The following is a 24,266-nucleotide window of genomic DNA, read 5'->3' on the forward strand; positions in this document are numbered from 1 at the left end:
GCCATAAGTATATTTTGGGCATAATAAAAGCACCTACTATTTAAATTAATTAGCAAGTGCTTTTATGATTGATAACTTATTTTTTCTTTTATGTCATTATTTTTTATTGCTTTTTGTAATTTTGATATAGCTCTTAAAGTCCCTATTTTTCCTATTTTAGATTCTTTTAAGATTTCATATTTACTAGGATCTTTTAACGATAATTTTATTTGTCCATCTAAATCATCTTCATCTTTTCCATATAAATAAACTACATATTCACTTGTTTTACTTAGTAATTTCATCAAGACAATCATCTTCGCCAAACTCTCCTTTTTCTTTTAACAGATACCCATACCAATCATACTTTTTAGTTGTTATGTCATGAGCATCTTTATTAGTTAAATTATACCTTTTCTCTAATCCACTTTCAAGATATTCATGTTTTAGTAGTAAAATGTCCCTATCTTCATAATTACCATTTATTAACCTTTGCCATGCTACAGCCATATCGTAGTCTGCATCTAATAGTCCTAATGTACCATCAAATCGTATATGTTTATTATTAAATACATGATTTTTTATTGTATCTATTTTTTTCATACTAAAACCTGTGTTTTTAGATATCTTTTCTATATCTGAATTATCTAACCTTACTTTTTCATAATACGTATCAGCCTCAGATTCTCTTCTTAGCATCCATTCAATATCACCTTTGGTATACTTTCCACCTGTTTGCTTTATGCCATATATTTTCTCTTTTTGCCTATTTCGTCTTAAATAAGGATGCTCTTCTAAATGAGTTTTTAATTGCATTGAATACTCTAGCAATTTATTACTAGCAAATTCTCTATTTGCTTCATCTTGAGAACCTATAGAAATTCTTTTCCATTTTCTTATATATCTTTCTAATCTTCTTTGTTCCTGCTCTGCCTTATATCTTTCTAAAGCTTTTTTTTCATCTGGAACGGTGGGAAGATTAGTTATACCTGGAAAGTAAGTTGTTAATGTATGCCTGCAGTTTACATGCAAAAGGCCCGCATCTATTGCTTCACTTAACAATTTATACTTTCCTTTATTCTCCTGTAAATACTCTTCAGTTGGATTACTAAATACATCATCAATTAGTATTTCACCTTGCCATGCTGCACACATAGGGCAAGTATTAGCATGAGCTGATACAACTACAGTATATATACCATACTCATCTCTCTTTTTACCTTCACCAAGTAATGTAGCTCTATGGCTTGCAGTTCTTAAGCACATCTCAACATATGATGCTATATTCACCTGCTTACCATCTTTATAAGTAATACTATTTATACCCGTATTTAAGAAATCCTTTGTAGCCATATCTATTGCTTGATTTAAAGATACTGCTCCTGATTGCAAATATACATGAGTTTTATATATAGTCTGTCTATATACATCATCCATCTTTCTTAATATAGTTGCATTAGCCTTCTTTATATCATTATTTACACTTTCCTGTAATGCCTTTAACTTCTTGTCATTCATATTGAAGAATTGATTTTCTTTAGGCTCATTAATATATCCTTTTTCAGATATATATTCAGGAAATTCAATAGATAAGTTTTTAACTACATTTGGACTAATCTTTTTAGTATGATTTTTAAAGTCCTGAACCTTATTTTTAGGCTTATTTTTAATAAATAAAGATTTTAATTTATTAATTACATTAGATATTCTATTTAATCCTTTATTGTAATTAGATTCTAATTCTTTATTTACATCTTCTTCAATAGAATCTATATGATTATTCAATATTAACTTATTTTCTTGCCTATATTTATTCAATGATCTTAACTTGCTTCTCTGCCATTGTTCCCACTTAAACCCTTCTTTATCTTCTTCACTTTCATGATATTTAAGATTTCTATGCATGGAGGATATAAGATCTAGTTCCATTTTTTCAAATATAGCTCTGATATCATACTTACTACTCATCTATATCTACATCCAAATTATCTAAATTATCCTCATCCTCACCTGCAGTTGAAGGTTCATCTGTTGTATACATTCCAGACTCTTCTTTTATTCTTGCTATTTCAAGAGCCTTTTCTTCTTCTGTCATTGTATCTCCATATAATTCATCAATACATTTTTGTAATGACATTATACCTAATGTTTTAGCCTTTCCTACAGTTTCAACCACTGAATCAAAGCTTGGTGTAGAGTATTCACCAAAAGATATAGATACTTCATATTCACCTGCAGACTTATTATTCAATACATCATAAGTTTTTAGTATTATATTTACTAATTCTGGTATAACTTCTGTTAGAGTGTCTATCATTTTATTTCTAGTATATAAAGTAGTCTTTTCTTTTTCTCTTTGTGCTTCTGCATTATCTGTCTTTTTCAAGTCAATTCCTAGAGTACTTGGAGATATAATTCCTTGTAAGCACATATCTATTGCATTTGAATAGCTTTCTACGTATGCTTCATATTTTATATCTGCTTGTGTCATATCAATTTGTTTTTTAGCATCTTCACTTGCATTTGAAGAAGTAGCAATAAAGCTATTATCAAAAGGATTTGGTTTTAATATCTCGCCTGTATTAGGGTTTACTGGTAATAAATCCTCTGGAATATATCTTTGAACTCTTCCGGCTCTTATTGCATCTATCCACTGTGATATTACTTCATCTAATGCATCAAAAGAATCACTCTTATTATCTATAATACTTTTTCCTCTACCTTCCCATTTTGATGACTTGAAAAACATTAATGGTATGGCCATAATGAACTTATCTTTATATTCTACATCTTCAAGCTCTTTAGTTTCATCCAATGTATCTAATGAAACCTCATTGTCTCTACCATCAAGTAACTTATATTTTATATATCCTAGTCCATACATTTCTACCAAAGTATACTTCTTACTTTTCTTTGTATAGTTAGTCTTAAAATGTAGTTCACTTAATCTACCCCTATTATGTATATATTCAACTCTGTCACCATCAAAGAATTCTATAATTGGGTATTTACTAATATCTGTATCTATAGATAATTTAAATGCACCATCACCACTTACTAGAGCTTTCTGTATAGAATCTGATAATATTTCATTGAACTTATTATCTTCCGATATATCTTTCCAAATAGAATTTAATGTTTCACTATCTTCAACTTGAATTTGATCTATATCAGAAACTACTATATCAGTTAACTTATCTATTAACATGCCCGGTAGTCCACTGTGAATTTTTCTTATACTTAAATTCTCACTCGGTGTAGCACACCAAAACCTAGATTGATTGACTGGATCACTACTTATATTTTTAAAAAATTGTTCTATCTCGTATGCCTCTCCTCTATACCAAAGCTTGTTCCTAATTAGATTAGTTTCATATGTATATGCTTCTTGTATTGTAATAGAGCCTTGCATAGCAGGTTGAACATTTAAAAACTTAATTGCTACTTTAGTTAACATACTTTTAAACCACCCCACTTTCTCACTCTCCTTTATAGTCATGTATATGATGTCTAAAAGGTATCCAAGCATATTGAGATGCATTTATAGTATGATCATTTGCATCTTCAGGCTCATATTTATCTTCTTTCCAAGAATAAACTTCATGTTCCATAATATGATTTACACAAGTATCTACAATTTCATAGTATACAGAACCAGTTTCATAATTAAGCCATCCTAACTGTAAATGTATTCTGTCTATTATAGTAACTTTCTTATATGAGTTGTTAATAGTATAAACATTTGGATTAGCTCTCTTATATTTCTTAAGTTCTGTTATAGTTGCTTGATCTGCACAATCTACAAATACATTTCTTGCAAGACCCCATTCTTTTCTATTTCTTTCTAAGAACGTAAAAAATCTAGGTGCTATGTCTGAAGGAGCAAGTGGTACACTTAAATTTGTATTATTGTATACTTCTTCATTTAAGATAACTACTTTCCCTTTATCTGTTATTCCTAAAAATATCATTGCAAATGTATCTGGACTATTAGCACTATATGAAGTATCTAATCCTGCAGAATAATACTTAAATTTATATTCTTTAGCTTTGGCTTTACTAGTAACATGGTGTTTTCTCTCAAAATTACTAAATATAAGTCCTGTTGCTCTTCCTCTTAGGCCAAGAATTTTATTCTTATATAACTTAGTGCCTTTTGGAGCACTCATCTTTTTCTTTTTTATATCTTCTTCACTTAATGATGCATTATCATAAAATGAAAAAAACCAATATGTCCAGCCTTCCTTTTCTTCGCTAGTCAATTGGTTTAATATTTCTTTTGGTACATCTTGTTTATATTTTTCAAGTGGCCTACTACAGTTTATAAACTCTTTATATACTGGGAGATTAGGATCATCAGGGTTAAGTGTTGCCATAAGATAATCATTTCTAGTACATATCTCTCTTACAAAATCTATACTCGCAGTATTTACCTCATCTATAAATACGCATCCAAACTGAGAACCTAGAGCCATTTTCCACTTATCTACATTATCATAACCTAGAATATATATTACTTTAGTTCCATTAGGTGTATTAAATAAAATATGTGGCAATTTATTATCTTTATCTCCATTACCTTTGTACTGGACTAATTCTCCAAATATATCTATTACACCAAATTCTTTATTGATTATATTCTTTTCAGCTACCCCTGTAGTTTTAGCTGATATAACATGTTGCCTTCTATTTGATTCAGCAACCTTTAACATAAATTTTAGTATACCTACTGTAGTTTTACCTGCTGCTGTAGTACCTTCTAAAAGTTCTGCATGAGCTTCATGCTTTAAAAAATCTTTATATTTCTCTGATAATTTATATTCATTTTCCATTAGTTCACCATCATATCTCTAACTATTCCCTAAATAGTGTTTTTCGAACTAGTTGCCTTATCAATTTATGAAAGTTAGTGTTTTCAATAGTTTCAAAAATTATATTAATATACATCTTCATGTTACTTTTAAAATTTAAATTATTAAAGTCTCTCCTAATTCTATACATTTAAACTATATAACTTACTAACTTTATTTTTTTAATCAAATTAATAAAATTAAATATTATTACTTAACTTTATTAATTCGGTATTATTTATTATAAGTACCTAATACATTACGTTCTATTCTATCCTCAACTCTTCTATTCATATACATTAATGCTATTTCTATATGTTCTAAAGCCTTAGAATTATATTCACTAGCAAATGGTCCAGCCTGAAAACATTGTAATCTATGCCTTACTATCTCTAATAAATCTGCATCTATAACTCCATGTATTGAGTTTTCTTCTTTCCTAGCACCACATTGTAATTGAATTTCAGACATAGGTTGATAAGTTGTTATTAATCGTACTTCTTCCTCACCTTTAGGTACTATTGCATATCTATGATTAGCTCCTCCTGGTCCTACTTCATCTATTGCATATACATCATTTAACTTTTCTCTTTTTTGAATTGTAGTTAATTTTTTCATTTGTTTTACTCCTATTTACAAATAATCCTTGTAATCTAGAACTATTATTTTTTTATTTCAGCTAGTATGCTCTCTAACTTAGAAATAGATTTATTATTATTGTCTTTAACTCCTAGTTTAGACTTTAATACTTCTATTCTTAGTTTCTGTTCCTCTGTAACTAAATCCCAATTAGCATGGATCATCTTATCATACTTCTCTATCATCTTGGCCAAAGTATCCATAGCTTTAGATTGAGCAGTAATATTATTATTTTCTTTGTCCCATGCGAATTGAATCTCATACTCTTCAGTATAGTTATTACCTTCTGATACTTTTTTAAGCTCTTTTGTAATATCCTTTTTGTTCTTTACATGAGATATCTTTTGCATACGAATAATTCTGGCCTCTTGTAGCAATATACTTCTCCATAGCTTATCTACTGGAGATTCTTCTTCTAGTTCTCCCATAAGATTTAATACATCTGTTGGAAGCATTCTCTTTAAGTTCTTCTTAGTGTACCTATCTTCACTTGTATATAAGCCATGTTTATAGTTATGAACATTCCCTGGTGAGCCTTTACTACCTTTTGCATTTTGATTTCCTTTAGGTGCTCCTGCTCTAGTATCTTCTCTAAGTTGTTCATCCCACTTATCACTACTTTTCCAGTTTCTGATGTTATTAACATTCTCGCCTATTAATTCAGAAATCTTCTTAGGAGATATTTCACCGTTATGATCCTTGTATATCTCATATGCTTTATCTCTATTTGGATTTCTACTTCTTGCCATATTAATTACTCCATTAAAAAAAGGACTCTACAGCCCTTCTTATTCATTATTTAATAATTTTATATATTTATATATTGTTGTTCTACTCATATTGCATAGTCTTGAAAACTCTGATATGTTTATATTCTTGTTTATATAACTTGGATAATGCTTTAAAAATATACCTGGTATGTTTTCACTTGTTACTTTAGGTCTACCTACAATTTTTCCTTTAGCCTTTGCATGTGCCATTCCTGATTTAACTCTTTGACTTATCATGTTTCTTTCCATTTCTGAAAAAACACCCATCATCTTTAACATACCTTCTGTCATTGGATCTAATTGTCCTTTAGTACAATCAACAATAAATGCACCTATAACAAGTTTTAGATGCTTTTGCTGCACTAATTCTATTATTTCACAAAGTTGTTTTGTACTTCTAGTTATACGAGATACCTCTGTTGTAACTATTGTGTCACCTTGTTTAATAGTATTAAGCAGTTTATTTAATTCTACTCTATCTGTTTTAGTACCACTTTCATATTCCAAGTATATATTTTCTTTACTTGCTCCAAGTTCTTTAAGTTCTCTTATTTGTCTTGTAATATCTTGTTTAGTTTCATCTGTAGAACATCTAGCATAACCATAAACAATATTGTTCATTTTATTATTACCCCTTTTCGTATACATTTTATAGTTAGACTATAATATAAAATATTAAAGTTGTCAACGAAAAGGTATATTTAATTTCGTGAACACTTTTAAAGTATTTTTTATTGAAATACCTATATCCAATATATGAATTTATGCTTTTTCAAACTGTTCACGAAAACAATTGTTTTTTTGAACACTTATTTTTTATATGCATTAACTCTTGGCCCTAATATTGATTAACAAACGCAAATCTTATTCAAGCTATTGAAATCAAGCCATTTATATATAATAATTGTTTGAACTTGACCTCTAGCGTTTGTTTCAATTATTTTTAGAATTCTATACTTATTACTAAAAATAGACTGTATCCTTTGATATTACTTATTTTCATATACTTTTTTTATGTATTTTCATATGCTCAATAACTATATAGATTAAACATATATTTTTTTAATGCATATATATAGAAGAAACTTTTATTTTTTACCCTAAATACTTAGGTACTCTTTTTTTGAACATATCAAGGCTAAAAAAAATTAGAAGTCTAGAAGATCATCAAATAACGAAGCATCTTCTCTCATCTCTTCATCATACAATCCTATGTATTCTTTTGTTGTTTCTACACTCTTATGACCTAATCTTTGCCTTACTCTTTCTATGTTTCCAGTTCTATCATAAATTCTTCTAGCATAAGTTTTTCTTAAACTATGTCCTGTTATTGCATTTAAACCTAATGTTTTGGCAACTTCTCTAAGAATTCTGCTAAATGACTGACTGCTTATATGTTTACCTTTTTTAGATTCAAATGCATATTGAGATTTACGCTTACCTTTAACATATTCTGTTAAGGCTGTACTTAATGATGAACTTATTATAGCTTTCCTTTTTTTAGGAGGTTTTCTTTTAGAGTTCGGATTCTTTTTTATATATGTAAGCCAACTTTTATATTGTTTTTTCTCTTGTATTTCGAAATATCCAAGTTCCAAAGCTTCTTTTATTTCTCCTATAGTTAGATCTACTACATCTTGCATTCTATAACCAGTGCCTATACCAATCATATATAGCATCATATTTCGCTTTTCAAAATCTTTACTCTTCTCTTCCAATCGATATGCAAATCGTTTGATATAATTTTCAGGAATAGGCTTGGCTGGAACTTTTTTATCTTGTTTATCTATAATTTCATCTAAATACAATTCTTCATTCATACCATGTCATATCACCCCAATACAAATTGATTTACTAAATTAAAAAATGCAATAAAAAAGAGCATTAATTAAACTTAATGCTCTTTTTATTTATAATCCAAAATAGTTTAGGAGGTATCGTTTTAAAAATGACCTTTAACATATCTATATATTAAATTTTCAAGGTTCTAAGAATGTATACTCATATACAGAGTATTTTTCACATCCTGTCACAATATCATATTAACATGTTTTTCATAACATCAGTATTACATCTTTATTACTCTTTCATTACATTTTTATTACACATTCATAACATTTAAGTTATATCAATGTTTCCATACTTATAATTAACCATCTTTTTTATTGCTGAATCATGCCATCTTTTCACAGTTACATTTGAATAATGCATATCTTCTCCTATTTTTTCATAAGATACTCTTTTATTTTCATAATCTAAATATCTTCTGTTTATAACTTCATGCTCATTATCATCTAATACTTCTAAATATGCTTTATATTCATTTAATTTATAAATAGTATAATCAATATTACTTTCTAGTGTATTAGCTCTTGTTTCATCTCTTGCAAGTATATCCTCTATAGTTATAGTTGCATTGCTTTTAGATCCTAGACTAAATCCACCACTTTTATATGCACTCATTTTATTTTCAATAACATACAATTCCATTTTCCATGCAGCCATTGATTTCAAGTTTTTTCTTAACTTTATAAGATCTTTTCGAACTTTATCAAAGCGTATTTTACCTATATTTTCTTTATTATCTTGCTTCATATTTTATCACCTTTATTATTTTAATTCTATTTTTAACTCTGCTCTGCTCGGAATGCAATCATATCCTGTGCATATATTTATTAAGTCACATTCATTACACATTTTCATTTTTGAACATGTCTCTTTCATTATTTTTGTAATGTTAAAATATTCATAGCTAACTTCTTTGCCATTAACAATAAATTTGAACATATTATTCACCTCTTCTTAAATGAAAATCATTTGATAATTCAGTTATAAAACTATATAATAACTTAACCCTATATTTGCTTGTTTTACCTACAAATTATTTATATACTTAACTTCTCTTTTGTTCATATCATTTAGATACTCTTCAAGTTTTTTCTTACTCAATTTCATTTTTTTAACTGGATACTCTCTTCTTGAAGTTCCATCGAGCTCCGTTTTAGTTTCATATATACTTTTTGCTTTAGCATATTTTTTTCTTGCCATAATTCTTTCCCCCCCTATTAAATAAAAATTATATTTCATCATCTAAAATGGTATCTCATCATCATCTATAGCTTGAAACTCTTGTGGTACTTCAGTTTGTGGTTTATTCTTATTACTATCTAATGCTTGTACACTTTTAGCACTTACTTTTGTAAAAGTTCTATTTTCATCATCTTTTATATATCTATCAATCCTAATAGATCCCTTAATAGCTACCAATCTACCTTTAGTTATATAATTCATAACAAAATCTGCAACTTTTCCCATAACCTCAACTGGTATAAAATCAGCCTGTACATTTCCTTCTTTATCCTTATAATCTCTATTTACAGCTAGTGTAAATGTCGCTACAGGTGTTCCTGTATTAGGTAAATATCTTAATTCAGGGTCTCTTGTCAATCTTCCTATAAGTATAATTTCATTCATATTATTTCCTTCTTTTCTGCTCCTCTACTATGTATTTATCAAGCTCTTGACTTAACTCTAGAGCTTTCTTTGTTAAGCCATTTCTTATGTATTCTTCTTCTAATAATTCCTTTAATCTATCCAAGGTCTATACCTCCCTTGAATAATTTTTCAGCTGCTAAGTGAAAAGCTTCTTGCTCTGTTATCTCTATACCGTCTTTCTTTATCTCAATGAACAACAATTTTATTAAACTAGCTTTTTCTAAAATTGTTAAACTGTCTATTATATCTTTGTTGCTTATCATATTTTTCTTTTAAACCTCCGCCCATTACTTCTTGAAAATATAATCTGTCTCCTGCGAACCAATGTTGCTTTATTCCTTTAGAACCATCTCTATTTTTTGCTACTATTAAATCTACAAGTATACAACTTCTCTCTTTAGCAGCTTTTACAGATTCAACATTCAGTCCATTCTCTTCACAAGCATCTTCTAAATCTGCGCCCACTGGTTCATGTATGTAAATTACATTATTACTATCATGATAAATTGCTTTAGAATCTCTCATTGGTCTTTCTCCCCAAGGCCTTGAGTCTTTCATTTCATCATTTAACTGAGATAGTTGAATAATTGGTATTTTAAAATCTAACGTCATATTCTTAATTTCTCTACTAAGTGTTGCAACTTCCCTCTCCCTGCTACCTTCATTTTTTTCTACTGTCAAAAGTTGCAAATAATCTATTATCACAACATCAGGCTTAACTTGTCTTATTCTTGTTTTAATCTTGCTAATTCTGTCTACATTATCATTTATAAATAAATTATTATTATCAGTTAATACTCCTATAGCTTTGATAATCTGTTCTAGTTGTTCCTCAGTAAAAACTTTATTTTTTATAGTTTTAGAATCTATTCCAGTAAGAGAGACTATGTTTCTTACAAACATCTGGACATCCGACATTTCTCTTGATATAAGTAAAACTTTTTTATTTTGTTTTAAACAACTTCTAAGTATTTGAAGTGCTAAAGCAGTTTTTCCAACTCCTGATTTAGCAGCTATAGTTGTAAGTTCTCCCTTATATAGTCCACCTATCATTTCATCCAGGAACTTTACACCAAAACTAATCTTTTCATCTGTTTTATTTTCTATATAATCTAAGAATTTTGTTGCAATATTCATCACATCATCTTCAACAGTTGAATTATTATTAACTATCTTCTTAGCATTAACTTCAAAATTATATATAAGTTGCTCTAGATCATCATCTTTTCTAATTGCCTCTATAAGCTTGTAAGATTGATTTACAATTTTTCTTTTTCTTGCTTTGCCCCTTAGTATGGAAATATGATTTTCTATACTGTACGGGCTAGATAATACTGTTAAATTAGAAATATAACTCATTGAAATATCATTGTCTTTTATTTTTTCACTTAAAGTAACTAAATCTAGCATTTTATTATTGCATAAATTCTTGATTTCTTTAAAAATTATTTTGTGACCTTCAACAGAAAAATCACTTTCATTTAATAAATCTAAGTGTTGAAGAGTATTGTTGTCTACTAGGAAAGAACCGAGTACACTTTTCTCTATCTCTATTGCATCTAAACTCATTTAAATCCCCCTAAATACTTATATTGTTTCAAAATTTATATTTGGATAAAAATCTATCTCCTCTTTAGTTGTTTTTTCTTGTTTAAATTTAACTCTTTGATTTAAATAATTTTCAAACTTAGTTCCGAATAAAGTTTCTGGTCTAAGATATTTTTCATATTCAGTTCCTTGCCACTCTGAAACCTTATTTTCTATTACCTTATAAAAGTCTTCTAATGTGAATCCATCTTCTACTCTTGCTCTAATTAGTGATTGAGTTTTCTTAGTAGTTGATTTATAAGATGTATTAGCTAAATTGTTTAATTTTTCTATAACAAGACTATATATATTATTATTTAGTTTAAGTTTATTATTTAATAGTTTCGGATTTTCCGGAATAGGATTTTTTCCGATTTCGGTTTTATCCGATTTCGGATTTTCCGTAACCCGGTTAATTTCTCTACTTTCATTTACTTCTATAGGCATTTCATAGACCTCATAATCATAACCACCTTTAAACTTACCTGTTTTTTCATCTTTTGAAGGAGTTCTTTTTATATATCCTAGGGCAATAAGTTCATTAACTGCTGTTGTGGTTGAATCTCTACCGTCTTTACTTCTATTCTTTAAATCTTCTATATAAATTTGCCAATCATCTGGAAGGCTTAACAAATAAGAATGTAAACCTTTAGCCTTCCATGATAATTTTTCATCACATAAGCATGTTTTATTTAGCATCACATAAGGATTACTTTTGTCTTTTATTACTCTTACGATTGCCATTCCTACTCTCCTTTGACTTCTACTATTTTTATCTAAAACTCAAAATATTTAGTTATTTTGAGTTATGTAAGGATTTTTATTTTGATAATATTCTTCTATAGCTTGTTGCTTACTCTCTTCATAACTATTACCTAACCCCTCTAAATCTAATATTCTTTGATATACAGGAATAGCTATATCTAATACTTCTTCTGGATACATTTTTCTAAATTGATTTACGTAAAATCCTGCAAGTATATCTCTAATTTTATTCATATCTTTAGGATCATCTGGAAAATGTTCTGTAATCGTTACATCCATTTTTCCCATTTTCGTTTTTGTAACTTTTTTCATTTCCCCCACCTCATTATATTTTTTATGAAGTTAAAATACAGACTCATTAACTTGTCACTTCTACTGTCTATTAATTAACTTTAAAAATTCAAGTATAGTCATATTAGGAAATAAGCTACTTATAAATTTCAATTGTTCAGCTGTCATCTTTATACTCATTTATCTATCCCCCTATATTATTTTATGATTTAAAAATTTTGTCCTATTACTACTCTTCTTTTAATAATTCTTCTATGCTTGTCCCAAAGTATTTAGCAAGTTTATATACTATTGAAACTGTTGGATTAACTTGTTTTCCGTTAAAAATATTATTTATATATGTTTCTAATATTCCAGTTGCTTTTGAAACTCTGTATCTAGAAACTTTTCTTTCTTCAGATAATTGTATTAATTTATTTTTATTTATCATTTTTTCCATCCTCTTTATTTGCTCCTTAATGAAGTTGTATAATATGTTTATTATTACGAAAGGAGATCATTTATGGAAACTAAAAAACTAATAGAAATTTTAGTTAAATACCTAAAAAAAGCTTTATATTCTTCTAGGGAATTCCACACGTTAATATTTGATGATAATGAAAATACATATAAAGTAAATTCTGCTATAGCACATTTAAATCAAGCACATACTTATATCCATATAGCAAATTCTTTATATATTCAGCATTCTGAACCTGGCGAGTGTTCAGAATTTGAAACAGCAATACATCAATTTGATGTTTTTAATAAAGAGTTCTTATCATCTTATTCTACAAATCACAGCCTTCAATGGACTGATATTGAATTCCGTAAGTTTGAAGAAGATTGTAATAACTTTTTAGAAATCTTTAAATTTTAATCATATTAACAACTAATCTTTTATAGGTTAGTTGTTTTCTTTTAGAATCAACTCTTTTTTTATTCCTTTTATAGCTATCTCTAAAGACTTTTCTGCTACTGCATAACAAGTATTGTTTCTAGTTTTATATAGGCTAATATACTTTCACCTATTCTCTGAGCTTCTTTATGCTCTTTCTCACTTAATATACATTCTACTAATATTTTATTTTCTTCCACTCTATATCCTCCTAATCCTTACTCTCTATATACAAATCTGTTCTTCCATTTCTTCAAGTAATCTTTTTATTATGTAATCTTGACCTTTTCCAGTAACCCTAGTGGTTCTATGAGTAAATGTACCTCTTGAACCTCTCGATATACTTTCACTTACTTCAAATAAACCTCTTTCTACTGCTCTTTGACTTGGCTCTGTTTTTCCTTTTAATATAAGTCCCCAGGCTCTTAACTTATCCCATAATCTTCTTTCACCTATTATGAAATTTTCCTTAGATATAACTTTGGCTAATTCTCTTACTAAAATAGTATTTTTTGATTGAGCTATTTGGTTTAAATATCTATCCTTTGACTCTACTTCATAAGACAAATACTGTACTTGCTTTTCTTTTTGAGCAAGTAGTGCATCTTTTTCCTCAATAGTCCTTTGTGAAATCATCAATGCTTTTGCCATTATTGTTTTTTCATCATCTTCTTGACTTATCGGTATATATCCACCAGTTCTTCTTATTTGCGGTAAAACTTCACTTGTAACCCAACGTTTGAATTTTTTCGCATTTGGTAGTTTACTTGATAGTATCAAGCTATAAAGTCCACTTTCATTTATAACTGTCATATCTTGCTTACCTTTAAGGGTGTCACATTTCGTTACCCCCTTATCTTCACTATCTATATGATCTATTAATGCTTTTCTAGTATTTGAGTAACCTAATACTGTGGCTACATCTTTTCCTACAAACCAAGGTTCGTTGTCAATGTTTAATGTTCTTATTTCTCCAAACTCTTGATTATTAAATACTGATAATGTATTTTGATTATTTTCTATTGTTTTGTAACTTTCATATAAACTACTTTGCATTTCTATCCCTCCTCATCAAAGAACATTTTGTTCTTTTAATTTCCAAAAAAAATTTCATCTAAAGTTGCATCTAATATTACAGCTATTTTTTTGGCTAAAAATATGCCAGGGTTTCTTTTTCCTCTTTCTATCATTGATATATAATCTTTTGTAACCCCAGTCTTTTCAGCTAATTCTAATTGCGTTATATTCTTCTTAGTTCTATATAACTTTAGGTTGCTCTTGAACATCTGTCGCCTCCTTTTTAGAACTATTTGTTCTGTTTATATTTATAATAATATAGAACCATTTGTTCTTTGTCAACACTTTTTAGGAACTTTTTATTCTTTTTTATTTTATTAGTTTCTCTTTATCGAACAATATGTTATATTTAACTTGTAAAAAAGAACAATTTGTGTACTTTATGAGGAGGTAAAATATGTTTGGAGATAGATTAAAATTATTAAGAAAAAATGGTAACTATACACAAAAAGAACTTGGAGAAAAATTAAATGTATCTGGTAGGGTTATTGGATACTATGAGTCAAATGAGAGATTTCCAGATAAAGAAACTCTTACAAGACTAGCTGATTTTTTTGAGGTATCTGTCGATTATCTTCTTGGTAGAACTGATATAAGAAACAATATTAAAGATAATAAAATTGATATAAATAAAAATGAAAAAGATAATGACATAGAAAAGATTATAGATGAACTAATGGAACAAAAAGGTCTTATGTTATGTGGTGAGCCTATGAGTGAAGAAGATATGTTTTTACTTAGAAACTCTATAAGAAGTACAATTGAACTGGCTAAGACAATGAAGAGTAATAAGAAGTAAATAGGTGATTATTGTGGGAAGAATTAAGGGAATAGTTATTAACTTAATAAAAAAATATAACACATCAAATGTATATGAACTCTGCGACCATTTAAATATAACTATAAAAAGAGATAAATTAGGAAGTATAAAAGGGTACTTTTTAAATGTTTATAATGATATGTTTATTATTTTAAATGAAAATATTAAAGAATGGGAAGAGCCTATAGTCATTGCACATGAACTTGGGCATATTCTACTACATAAGCATTCTAATATCTGTTTCTTAAAAAATTATACATTTTGTATTACAGATAAATATGAGAATGAAGCAAATGAATTTGCTGCTCATCTATTAATAGACGATAAAGATCTAGATACTTTTTCTTCTGGCTATGAATACGTAACTATAGAACAATTAAGCAAACACTTTTGTGTTCCTCAAGAATTTATTATGTATAAGATGAGAGAGTTGTTTTAGTAAATACTTAATTACTTATACATCAAACAATAAAATTAAAAAGAGAAGGATAAATCCCTCTCTTTAATATCTGTTAATTAGACTTGGTAGGACGGCGTATCCTGTCATCTCTGGTTACTATCTATAAAATAGCTCGTTGGTTGCGATTTCCAACTTCAAATCTAATCACTAGATTTTATATATTTAAATTATATCACATACATATTATAAAAAAAGAATCAAACATATAAATTTTATATGTTTCAACTTGAATATGATATAATACATATGTCAAATATAATAGGATTTAAATTTAAATATATTATTGTATATTAACTAAATAGTATTATATAATATAAATTAATTTTTATATTATATGGGGAGGTAAAAATGCTTTTAAAAATAAAAAACTTTGCTAAAATACAGAATGCAGAAGTGAAAATAGATGGCATAACTGTTATTGCAGGTGAAAATAATACAGGTAAAAGCACAATAGGAAAAATATTGTATTCTATGTATGCTAGTTATTACAATATTGAAGAAAAAATTTATTCAGAAAAAAAAGATCTTATAATATCTAAGCTATTCAAATATGTTGTTAATTTGGATGAAGATCTTAATAGTTTAAATAATAATATAACTTTATGTAGATCTATTGCTGAAAAAATAATAAATAATTATGAAAATATATCTAATATTAATAAATTTGTTTCTGATCTTATGTCTAAAGATTTTAAAATAAATTTAGATGACTCAGATTTTGATAAAATAATCCTTGATATACAAGAAGTGTTAGATATAAAAAATGATATCGTTGAGTTTACTATAGTTGAAGATATTTTTAATTCTGAATTTAATTCTCAGATTAATCATACAAACTTTAAGGATAAAAAAGCTACTGTAGAATTAAATATAAAAGATAAATCTTTATATTTTGTATTTAAAAATAATGAAATTGAAAACATTAAAAGAACAATAAACTTATTTGTGAACCCTATTTATATTGATAATCCTTTTATGTTAGATGAATTATCTAATAAAAAAATAAATCCTTTTAAAGCCGTTCATCATAAAGAAGATTTTTCTAATAAATTAGAAAACCGTAATTCAAATAATAATTTGATAAACCAAACATTAACTAAATCAAGGCTTTCTAAAATTATTAGTAAGTTAAATAGCGTTACAAATGGATCTTTTTCTGATATAGATGGTGAATTAAAATTTAATATTACAGGATTAAATGAACCTTTAAGTCTTACAAATTTATCAAATGGTTTAAAAACTTTTGTTATAATAAAAAGATTACTGGAAAATGGTTATTTGGAAGAAAATGGACTTTTAATACTTGATGAGCCTGAAATACACTTACATCCAGATTGGCAACTTATTTTAGCTGAAATAATTGTTTTATTAAATGAAGAATTTAGCATCAATATTATTGTAAATACACATAGTCCGTATTTTTTAAATGCAATTGAAGTATTTTCAACTAAGTATAAAGTATCAAATAAGTGTAATTACTATTTAGCAGAATTAGACAAAGATGATAATACTGTTTCTCATATAGCTGATGTTACAAATGAAACTAGTTATATTTATGATAAACTAGCTTCTCCATTACAAAAATTAGAGAAATTATTTTATGAAATTGGTGAAAATAATGAGTTCTAATTATTTAATAAGTTCTGGATGTCAATTTAGAGAAACTTTATCTGAAACTTCTAAAGATACTGCTAATAATGAATATATGACTAACTCTAATATGAATGTTATCAACTTTGATAGCTACAAAGAATTTTATATAAACAAATTAAATTTACCTATAATTTATGATTCTAGAAATACCCCTCAAAAAAGAGGTATTAAATCTAATGATGCATTATTTATTAATAATGATGAAATTTATTTTATAGAATTTAAAAATGGTTCAATCAATGATTCTAATAATGGCCCATTTAGTTTACATACTAAGTTATATGATAGTTTACTTATTCTATTAGATACGATAGATGAAAATATTTCATTTTCAAGAAAAAATATTAAATATATATTAGTATTCAATGAAACTAAAAAACATAAAGCAAAATCTTTTCGTAGTAACTCTTTGAACGCAATTTCTAGTAGATTAGCTGATTTATCCAATAAAGAGATTATTCATTTTGATTTACATAAATTTAAAGATATATATTTAAATGAAGTACATACATATACAAAATCTCAATTTGAAAGGAATTTTGTAAGAAGATTCCAAAATATAGATATGTTTAATCAGTTAGCTGTAGAAGTATAAGATATCAATTTATATTTACTATTTTATACTCATTCAAACACTATTTTAAATAATTTATATCTAAATCACTACTTTTAATTATTTAAAGTAGTGATTTTTATTTTATAAAGTATAACTTTTATTTTAACTATATTTTATAAATGATATAATTATCTTGAAAGGTGGTTTTATAATGATTGCTGCAATATACTCAAGAAAAAGTAAATTCACTGGAAAAGGTGAGTCAATAGAAAATCAAATTCAACTTTGTATGGACTATGCTAAAAATATAGGCATTACTGAATTTTTAGTATATGAAGATGAAGGTTTTAGTGGAGGATCTACAGATAGACCTAAGTTTCAAGATATGTTAGCTGATGCTAAAGATAAGAAGTTCGATTGTTTAATCTGTTATAGATTAGATAGAATTTCAAGAAATGTATCTGACTTCTCTGCTCTTATAGAAGAGTTAAATAAATTAGGTGTATCTTTTATATCAATAAAAGAACAGTTTGACACGTCTACTCCAATGGGACGTGCTATGATGTATATTTCTTCTGTCTTTGCACAATTAGAAAGAGAAACTATAGCTGAACGTGTCAAAGATAATATGTATGAATTAGCACGTACAGGAAGATGGCTTGGAGGAAATACTCCTACTGGATTTACATCAGAAAAAATAACTTATTTTGATGAAAGTATGAACCAAAGGTCAATGTGGAAGTTAAAGGTTGATAAAGAAGAAATGAAGTTAGTAGAACTTATATACTCTAAATATGAGGAATTAAAGTCACTATCTCAAGTTGAAAAATACTTCTTATCTTCTAATCATAAAGGTAAAAATAATGGTAATTTAGATAAATCAACACTTCAATCTATACTTAGAAATCCTTGCTATGCTAAGTCTAGTGAAGAGGTTATAAAATACTTATCAAATAATGGTATGGATGTAGTTGGTAGTCCTGATAACTCTCATGGATTTTTAACTTATGCAAAACAATCAAATACTCCTATAGTTTCAGTTGCAAAACATAAAGGAATTATAGATTCTGATAGATGGTTTTACATTCAAAAAATATTAGACTCAAACAAATCTAAAGCTCCAAGAGTAGTTTCTGGAAGTAATGTTGCTCTTTTAACTGGACTATTAAAATGTAGATGTGGAAGTACAATGAGAGTAAATTATGGATCTAAAAGAAAAGATGGTACAAGAGGTCATTATTATATATGCGCTAAGAAAAACACAAAAGGTTTAGTAGCATGTGATAATAAAAATATAAATGGTGAACAATTAGAAGAAGTAGTAATTGAACAAATAAAGAATGTAAATGAAAATAATATTTTTAATAAATTTGAAGAATCTAAAAAAGCAACATTAGAAAAAAATAAAAATATTAAATCTGAGAAAAAAATAATTAATAAGAAAATAGAAGATGCTAATTCAGCTATAGAAAATTTAGTTAAACAGCTGTCACTAAATACAGATAGTGTTGCATCTAAATATATAATCTCTGAAATTGAAAAATTAAATCAAGAACTTGAAAGTTTAAATAATAAACTTATTAAATTAGATAATTTAAGCAAGGAAATTGATTCTATTGATATAAACTTAAATATAATATCAGATGCTTTTATTAAATTTAGAAATGAATTTGATAACGCTGATTTAAATACTAAAAGATTTTTACTATCTAGTATAATCGATGAAATTATTTGGGATGGTGATACTGGTAATATAAATGTGTGTTATTTAGGTACTAAAAAAAAAGCACTAATATAGAAAATATAGCTACTGCAACTGATTCAGAGTTTTTAAAAACATTGTATTTTAGTTGTTGTAGCTTCCGTATGCCCAACATAAAATCCTGATTTTTCTCCTCCAACAAATAAGTTTTTCATATTTTCCGCTCTCATATAATTATCCCTTGGAGATACTGCCATATATCTGATTGAGTTTCCCTTTCCTCCACTATATGGATCTACTATACAAGCAGTTTCAAAACCAGATACACTTCTTAATTTTTCCAGATTGAAGAAAGGTGACATTAATTTTGCATGTGCTGTGTTAATAGTATTGCGACACTTAAACCAATACGTTTTAAATTGTATGGAGATAAAACTTATCGTTTATATAATTATAGCAAAGATGATACTCTTTCAGAAATGATAAAAAAATATAGATTAAATAATAATTTATCTTATAAAGAACTTGGTGAACTTGTAAACTGTTCCCAAGGCCATTTATGGATGATTGAACATAAAGATAGAGACTATCCTCAATCAAAGGTATTAATCAAAAAAATATTAAAATTAGTAAGAAAAGATTTTATACTATGCATAGTAGTAGGAAATATAATTAAGTTTATTTTTACATAAATTTATATTAAATATAAATGAAAAAAATATAAAAATTGGATCTTTATAGATGAAATGAGGCCTAGGTTGGTACTCTCTGTATAATTGATTACCAGTTTTATCGTGACTGACAATTATACATATAATAATGAATTATAATATCACATATTTAAAATCAATATTTTAGACTAAAACACTCAAAAAAACTAATATTCCGCATAAATAACTGGAAAATTTATGAAAAATATGATATAATTTTAAAAAAATACTCATATAGTAGTATTTTTCAAACTTCCATAAATCAAGAACCTATAAACTTGACATCTACTTATTAAGTTTAAAAATAGTTCTTGTTTAACCCCAATAAAGTGGTTAATATCCCTGTAAACCAAAATCCCTAATTTAAGTTTCAAAACCACACTATACTTAATTAAATAACTTATTTTTTATATTTTCTTTTTAAAGAAATGTTATATTTAGAAGAAGAGAAAAAATGAAAAATTTAATTAAAGAGGTTTTCAGGGAAAATTATATAAAATTAGAAATTAGAGATACAATTGTTGTTATCAAGTTTACTTTAGATTCTACACAGTTTATGTTTTTTCTTTTCTTCTTAATTTTTCTTAATTTTAATAGACATGTATTTACTAGATAGTATTATATATATATTGGCTACTCAGTCTAAATATCAAATTACAAAAACTGTATTTTTTATTTAGGCCCTTATTTCAAAAATATGTATTTCCCAGGGTATTTGTTACCCAAATAATTAATTAAAAAGTGCTAGGATAAAACTCATCCCCCTAGCACTTTTTCTTATACTTTTAATCACATGAATTTAAATTATTTATTATTTTTCTACAAATACATATTTTTTATTTAAAGATAACCATCCTTTACGATATGGAGCATACCCCCATTTTCCATTTTTAGATACTTTAGTAATTTTATACCTCACACCCTTTGGAGCTGTATGTAATATATCAACTTCAGTTGTTGGTGACTTTCTTATATTAAGCTTTCCTTTTGTAATTACATAATAAGGAACTTTATTTGTTATATACTCATTAGTTATTGGTTTATTAAATCCATTTAATCCTTTTGATTTTATAAGAGATGTATAATCTACATAACAATAGTTTTGGTCAGTACTTGAAGAAGGTATTCCATTTATTTTTTTATTTCTAAGCAGATTTGTCTCTCCTCCAAACTGCCACATCATTAGATCCTTTTCTTTGTAACCACATTCTTTTGCATAATGAGCTATCCATTTATCATACTTAGAAAGTTCACTTTCAATAAGATGATCTCTTAATATATATTTACCTGAATATATAGCTACATAATAGCCAGCATCTTCTACAACCTTAGCCATAGCTTTTACTGCATCTGTTAGCTGTCTTTTTGATGTTTTCTTTAATACTTCTGTATCTTCTATATCCAAGAATATTGGATATTCAAACTTTTTTCCTTTAAGTAAATCTACTATAAATTTACCCTCTGCTTTACCTTCTGCAACAGTAGCACATCTACTATAGTAATAAGCTCCTATAGGCATTCCTATAGCTTTTGCCTGTTTATAATATTCTTCAAACTTAACATCCTTTGCCATTGTTTTACTAGAAGATAAACTAGTTCTTCCAGCTCTTAATATTGCAAATTTTACACCTTCAGATTTTACTTTACTCCAGTTAATAGTTCCATTGTGATAGCTAACATCAATTCCAAATATTTTTTCCATTTTATTTACCTTCCTTTTCTATATTTTATAAAATAAAAGTGACTCTGCATGATCTACACAAAGTCACTTTATTTTTCTACTTTTTCTAATTTATCAACTTTATTTGCTCCAACTTCTAAAGCTTTCTTTATGCTATTTGGGACCCATACATCTAGCCTTACTAAATTTTCTATGATACTAAGTCCTTCTTTAAAAATAAATCCTATAATAAACGTTCCTATGTATGCACTAATTTGAGGTATAAAATAATCCAATGCTATAAATATACCGAGTACTATACACTCTCCAAAGCTCCTGAACATTCCTTCACTACATCTCCTTGACTTTAATCCACCTTCTTTAGCCGCTGCTAATATTCCAGCAATAAAGTCTATTGATATTCCTACAAAAAATACTTTAAATAATACTTCTAATGTTATTCCCATGTTGTTATTCTCCTTTTTCGTATAAAAAAAGAATCTAAATTTATTAGATCCTTAAGATTTGTGTAAATGCAATAATTTATAAAATTCTACTTAATTATTATACACTAGAATGCTTATTACCTATTGCAAGCCAAAATATTGATTTATTACCTGTTGAAGTTGATGATACTAAAATTCCTATTTCACATGTAGTAGATGTTGTACTAGCACATGAAAAAACTTGATTAGCATAACTTGTGTTATCACTTGTGACTACAAAAGGATTAAATGCAAACTTTTTAGGATATGTTATCGTTTGAGTATATCTTGTATTTGCTGTCATTCCTGTAAAAGACGCTTTACCCCAGCATATTAGCAAATCACCCATCACCATATAGCTATGATTATCATTATTTATATTATTAACTTTTTTATGACCTTTGAGTTTTTCAATATTTTCACTTATCTTGTCAATTTCTAGATTTGTTCTTTCAATTTCAGATTCTTCTTCTGTTTTAGCAGTGGTAGAATTAGTAGTATCTGTTTCTCCACTTGCTCCAATAATCATGTTAAAAGTACCATTATAATTAATATTCATATTATGAATATAACTATTAAAACTATCACCTTTTTTATTAGTTATTAAAACATCATCTCCTAAATCAGCTAATATATTACCTCCAAAATTCATTGAATAACCTTTAAATTCTAAATATGGAGCATATATTAACATATCATCTCCCCAGTAAGCATTACCATTCTCATACATTTTCTGCGAAAATAAAGGGTTATTTATTTCAAGCACCTTCCCAGTATCATGTATATTAAACTCCATGGAATCGCTATCTTTCCAAATCACTCTAAGTGTTTTAATTTTAAATATATCTTTTTCGTATGATAAATTTAAATAATCATCTATTGTAAATGTATGCTTATAATTAGGTGTATCATCTTTTCTAAATGTTTTTATTGTTATTTGCCCATCTCTAGTGCAGCTCACATCACCTAAAACCAAACTGGCCATTAATCCCAAAACTTCTCTACAAGAATAACCATCTATTTTAATTTGCTTTGAATTAGTAGCTATTAGTTCAAATACATCTTCATGAATTTCAACTCCTGTTTGGTTTTGAATTCTTAATAATTTATCATATGTAGTTAGATTATCTTCATCTATGTAAGGAATATCTAGTTTAACTATATTATCATACATTGTGAAAGTCGTTGTTGTGTCTGTCTCACTTTCATTTGCAATATTAAAAACACCGTAAGGAACATATTCATACAATCCATTTTCAAGCAACAGTCCAAATTCAATTTTAACTTGCTTAGATGTATCTATAATTGAATTTGGAGTAATAAAAGTTAATGTGCATGTAGTAGAGATACAATTACCTACACTAAAAGCATTATCATTTTTTAACATACTATTAAAAGAGATATTTATTACATCTTCATTTGTAAGAATTGTATCACCAATTGTAATTCTACTTTCATAGTTTTTAGTTATTTTGTTATTAGCTATTTTAAAATCTTCCGATACATTTATATGCATGTAATCACCTACCTTTCAACTAAATTTGTCTTTAATCCTTCCCATCTAGTAACACCTTTGTTTACTCTCAATACTGGTGCTGACCTGTCACCAGTATAAAAAGTCTTAGTTGTTATTCCACCAAGCTCTGGATCTGGGTATTTTACAGTAAAAAATACATCACTTACTGATTTTAGTATTTTAGATATCTCTGAATTTGATAGTGGTCCCCATTCTACTGTTAACTTTCTTTTTACTGCTACTCTAGTTCTTTGCATCGTTCCATTTGCATTTCTTTCACTTTCTTTATCAATATCCTGTAGGTCTACTTGAAAAACAGAAGGATCTTTTACTTCAACACCTGCTATTGTTAATATTGCCATTCTATCACCTCA

The 24,266-nt window shown here is 27.2% G+C and carries 33 protein-coding genes; 7 read left to right on the forward strand and 26 right to left on the reverse strand.

Features of this window, described 5'->3' with window-relative positions:
* Positions 1 to 62: 62 nt before the first annotated feature.
* The 18 genes from QX51_RS15295 to QX51_RS15360 form a co-directional block, all read right to left on the reverse strand.
* Positions 63 to 284, reverse strand: coding sequence for a hypothetical protein (locus tag QX51_RS15295; protein ID WP_152607243.1), 222 nt, complete (start codon positions 282 to 284; stop codon positions 63 to 65).
* Positions 268 to 1,947: a phage minor capsid protein gene (locus QX51_RS15300; protein ID WP_242842762.1), complete on the reverse strand. Its 1,680-nt coding sequence runs from the start codon at positions 1,945 to 1,947 to the stop codon at positions 268 to 270. The genes QX51_RS15295 and QX51_RS15300 overlap by 17 nt, the downstream gene beginning before the upstream one ends.
* Positions 1,940 to 3,436, reverse strand: a complete 1,497-nt coding sequence (locus tag QX51_RS15305; RefSeq protein ID WP_242842763.1) for a phage portal protein — start codon at positions 3,434 to 3,436, stop codon at positions 1,940 to 1,942. The genes QX51_RS15300 and QX51_RS15305 overlap by 8 nt, the downstream gene beginning before the upstream one ends.
* A 22-nt stretch (positions 3,437 to 3,458) precedes the next feature.
* Positions 3,459 to 4,811 carry a terminase large subunit domain-containing protein gene (locus tag QX51_RS15310; protein ID WP_039680765.1) on the reverse strand — a complete coding sequence of 451 codons (1,353 nt, stop codon included), beginning with the start codon at positions 4,809 to 4,811 and terminating at the stop codon, positions 3,459 to 3,461.
* Positions 4,812 to 5,063: 252 nt separating this feature from the next.
* Positions 5,064 to 5,447, reverse strand: a complete 384-nt coding sequence (locus QX51_RS15315; protein WP_039680766.1) for an Acb2/Tad1 domain-containing protein — start codon at positions 5,445 to 5,447, stop codon at positions 5,064 to 5,066.
* 44 nt (positions 5,448 to 5,491) lie between these two features.
* The gene (gene terS / locus QX51_RS15320) at positions 5,492 to 6,217 is read right to left on the reverse strand and encodes a phage terminase small subunit (protein WP_039680767.1); all 726 of its coding nucleotides are present in this window, start codon (positions 6,215 to 6,217) and stop codon (positions 5,492 to 5,494) included.
* Positions 6,218 to 6,256: 39 nt separating this feature from the next.
* Positions 6,257 to 6,859 carry a recombinase family protein gene (locus QX51_RS15325; protein ID WP_039680768.1) on the reverse strand — a complete coding sequence of 201 codons (603 nt, stop codon included), beginning with the start codon at positions 6,857 to 6,859 and terminating at the stop codon, positions 6,257 to 6,259.
* 527 nt (positions 6,860 to 7,386) lie between these two features.
* On the reverse strand, positions 7,387 to 8,058 hold the full coding sequence (locus tag QX51_RS15330; RefSeq protein WP_039680769.1) for a tyrosine-type recombinase/integrase: 672 nt from the start codon (positions 8,056 to 8,058) through the stop codon (positions 7,387 to 7,389).
* Positions 8,059 to 8,356: 298 nt separating this feature from the next.
* On the reverse strand, positions 8,357 to 8,833 hold the full coding sequence (locus QX51_RS15335; protein ID WP_039680770.1) for a sigma factor-like helix-turn-helix DNA-binding protein: 477 nt from the start codon (positions 8,831 to 8,833) through the stop codon (positions 8,357 to 8,359).
* A gap of 15 nt (positions 8,834 to 8,848) precedes the next feature.
* Positions 8,849 to 9,025 (reverse strand): hypothetical protein, encoded by a 177-nt coding sequence (locus QX51_RS20730; protein WP_161791933.1) that lies wholly within the window; start codon positions 9,023 to 9,025, stop codon positions 8,849 to 8,851.
* 87 nt (positions 9,026 to 9,112) lie between these two features.
* Positions 9,113 to 9,286, reverse strand: coding sequence for a hypothetical protein (locus QX51_RS20735; protein WP_161791934.1), 174 nt, complete (start codon positions 9,284 to 9,286; stop codon positions 9,113 to 9,115).
* A gap of 42 nt (positions 9,287 to 9,328) precedes the next feature.
* Positions 9,329 to 9,712: a single-stranded DNA-binding protein gene (locus QX51_RS15340; protein ID WP_039680771.1), complete on the reverse strand. Its 384-nt coding sequence runs from the start codon at positions 9,710 to 9,712 to the stop codon at positions 9,329 to 9,331.
* A 1-nt stretch (position 9,713) separates the two neighbouring features.
* Positions 9,714 to 9,836: a Spo0E family sporulation regulatory protein-aspartic acid phosphatase gene (locus QX51_RS20105; protein ID WP_082007847.1), complete on the reverse strand. Its 123-nt coding sequence runs from the start codon at positions 9,834 to 9,836 to the stop codon at positions 9,714 to 9,716.
* Positions 9,829 to 9,996, reverse strand: coding sequence for a hypothetical protein (locus QX51_RS20740; protein WP_161791935.1), 168 nt, complete (start codon positions 9,994 to 9,996; stop codon positions 9,829 to 9,831). Before QX51_RS20740 ends, QX51_RS20105 begins: the two co-directional genes overlap by 8 nt.
* Positions 9,944 to 11,302, reverse strand: coding sequence for a replicative DNA helicase (locus tag QX51_RS15345; protein WP_082007848.1), 1,359 nt, complete (start codon positions 11,300 to 11,302; stop codon positions 9,944 to 9,946). The genes QX51_RS20740 and QX51_RS15345 overlap by 53 nt, the downstream gene beginning before the upstream one ends.
* 18 nt (positions 11,303 to 11,320) lie before the next feature.
* Positions 11,321 to 12,064: a conserved phage C-terminal domain-containing protein gene (locus QX51_RS15350; protein ID WP_039680772.1), complete on the reverse strand. Its 744-nt coding sequence runs from the start codon at positions 12,062 to 12,064 to the stop codon at positions 11,321 to 11,323.
* Between the two features lie 48 nt (positions 12,065 to 12,112).
* Positions 12,113 to 12,397 (reverse strand): hypothetical protein, encoded by a 285-nt coding sequence (locus QX51_RS15355; protein WP_039680773.1) that lies wholly within the window; start codon positions 12,395 to 12,397, stop codon positions 12,113 to 12,115.
* Between the two features lie 208 nt (positions 12,398 to 12,605).
* Positions 12,606 to 12,815: a helix-turn-helix transcriptional regulator gene (locus tag QX51_RS15360; protein WP_039680774.1), complete on the reverse strand. Its 210-nt coding sequence runs from the start codon at positions 12,813 to 12,815 to the stop codon at positions 12,606 to 12,608.
* Positions 12,816 to 12,878: 63 nt separating this feature from the next.
* On the opposite strand from QX51_RS15360, the gene QX51_RS15365 reads away from it, so the two are divergent.
* The gene (locus QX51_RS15365) at positions 12,879 to 13,235 is read left to right on the forward strand and encodes a hypothetical protein (RefSeq protein ID WP_052233094.1); all 357 of its coding nucleotides are present in this window, start codon (positions 12,879 to 12,881) and stop codon (positions 13,233 to 13,235) included.
* 95 nt (positions 13,236 to 13,330) lie between these two features.
* Here the strand turns inward: QX51_RS15365 and QX51_RS21475 are convergent, their stop codons facing one another.
* Genes QX51_RS21475 through QX51_RS15375 form a run of 3 tightly spaced genes read right to left on the reverse strand, consistent with a single transcriptional unit; the run spans position 13,331 to position 14,539 of the window.
* Positions 13,331 to 13,453 (reverse strand): hypothetical protein, encoded by a 123-nt coding sequence (locus QX51_RS21475; RefSeq protein ID WP_278246235.1) that lies wholly within the window; start codon positions 13,451 to 13,453, stop codon positions 13,331 to 13,333.
* A gap of 25 nt (positions 13,454 to 13,478) precedes the next feature.
* The gene (locus QX51_RS15370; protein WP_052233095.1) at positions 13,479 to 14,309 is read right to left on the reverse strand and encodes a phage antirepressor; all 831 of its coding nucleotides are present in this window, start codon (positions 14,307 to 14,309) and stop codon (positions 13,479 to 13,481) included.
* Between the two features lie 35 nt (positions 14,310 to 14,344).
* Entirely contained in the window at positions 14,345 to 14,539 is a 195-nt protein-coding gene (locus tag QX51_RS15375) for a helix-turn-helix transcriptional regulator (RefSeq protein ID WP_039680775.1), read from the reverse strand.
* A gap of 188 nt (positions 14,540 to 14,727) precedes the next feature.
* Here QX51_RS15375 and QX51_RS20945 point away from each other — a divergent pair, with 188 nt between their 5' ends.
* The 5 genes from QX51_RS20945 (at position 14,728) to QX51_RS15400 (ending at position 19,617) form a co-directional block, all read left to right on the forward strand.
* Positions 14,728 to 15,129: a helix-turn-helix domain-containing protein gene (locus QX51_RS20945; RefSeq protein WP_039680837.1), complete on the forward strand. Its 402-nt coding sequence runs from the start codon at positions 14,728 to 14,730 to the stop codon at positions 15,127 to 15,129.
* 13 nt (positions 15,130 to 15,142) lie between these two features.
* Positions 15,143 to 15,589, forward strand: coding sequence for an ImmA/IrrE family metallo-endopeptidase (locus tag QX51_RS15385; RefSeq protein ID WP_039680776.1), 447 nt, complete (start codon positions 15,143 to 15,145; stop codon positions 15,587 to 15,589).
* Between the two features lie 369 nt (positions 15,590 to 15,958).
* Positions 15,959 to 17,239 (forward strand): AAA family ATPase, encoded by a 1,281-nt coding sequence (locus tag QX51_RS15390; protein WP_039680777.1) that lies wholly within the window; start codon positions 15,959 to 15,961, stop codon positions 17,237 to 17,239.
* Entirely contained in the window at positions 17,229 to 17,858 is a 630-nt protein-coding gene (locus QX51_RS19625; protein ID WP_152607244.1) for a hypothetical protein, read from the forward strand. Before QX51_RS15390 ends, QX51_RS19625 begins: the two co-directional genes overlap by 11 nt.
* A 172-nt stretch (positions 17,859 to 18,030) precedes the next feature.
* Positions 18,031 to 19,617: a recombinase family protein gene (locus QX51_RS15400; RefSeq protein WP_039680778.1), complete on the forward strand. Its 1,587-nt coding sequence runs from the start codon at positions 18,031 to 18,033 to the stop codon at positions 19,615 to 19,617.
* Between the two features lie 32 nt (positions 19,618 to 19,649).
* Here the strand turns inward: QX51_RS15400 and QX51_RS15405 are convergent, their stop codons facing one another.
* A complete protein-coding gene (locus QX51_RS15405) occupies positions 19,650 to 19,883 on the reverse strand; it encodes an FAD-dependent oxidoreductase (RefSeq protein WP_039680779.1) in 234 nt (77 codons plus the stop codon).
* Positions 19,884 to 19,892: 9 nt separating this feature from the next.
* On the opposite strand from QX51_RS15405, the gene QX51_RS15410 reads away from it, so the two are divergent.
* A complete protein-coding gene (locus QX51_RS15410; RefSeq protein ID WP_039680780.1) occupies positions 19,893 to 20,213 on the forward strand; it encodes a helix-turn-helix domain-containing protein in 321 nt (106 codons plus the stop codon).
* 829 nt (positions 20,214 to 21,042) lie between these two features.
* Here the strand turns inward: QX51_RS15410 and QX51_RS15415 are convergent.
* The 4 genes from QX51_RS15415 to QX51_RS15430 all read right to left on the reverse strand — a co-directional run bounded on the left by QX51_RS15415 (position 21,043) and on the right by QX51_RS15430 (position 24,254).
* Entirely contained in the window at positions 21,043 to 21,933 is an 891-nt protein-coding gene (locus QX51_RS15415; RefSeq protein ID WP_039680781.1) for a GH25 family lysozyme, read from the reverse strand.
* 68 nt (positions 21,934 to 22,001) lie between these two features.
* Complete coding sequence (locus tag QX51_RS15420; RefSeq protein WP_039680782.1) at positions 22,002 to 22,358, reverse strand: phage holin family protein; 357 nt, start codon at positions 22,356 to 22,358, stop codon at positions 22,002 to 22,004.
* A gap of 97 nt (positions 22,359 to 22,455) precedes the next feature.
* Positions 22,456 to 23,892 (reverse strand): gp53-like domain-containing protein, encoded by a 1,437-nt coding sequence (locus QX51_RS15425; RefSeq protein ID WP_039680783.1) that lies wholly within the window; start codon positions 23,890 to 23,892, stop codon positions 22,456 to 22,458.
* A gap of 8 nt (positions 23,893 to 23,900) precedes the next feature.
* Entirely contained in the window at positions 23,901 to 24,254 is a 354-nt protein-coding gene (locus tag QX51_RS15430; protein ID WP_039680784.1) for a DUF6711 family protein, read from the reverse strand.
* Positions 24,255 to 24,266 lie beyond the last annotated feature (12 nt).

The sequence above is a fragment of the Terrisporobacter othiniensis genome (assembly GCF_000808015.1).
Taxonomy (GTDB): Bacteria; Bacillota; Clostridia; order Peptostreptococcales; family Peptostreptococcaceae; genus Terrisporobacter; species Terrisporobacter muris.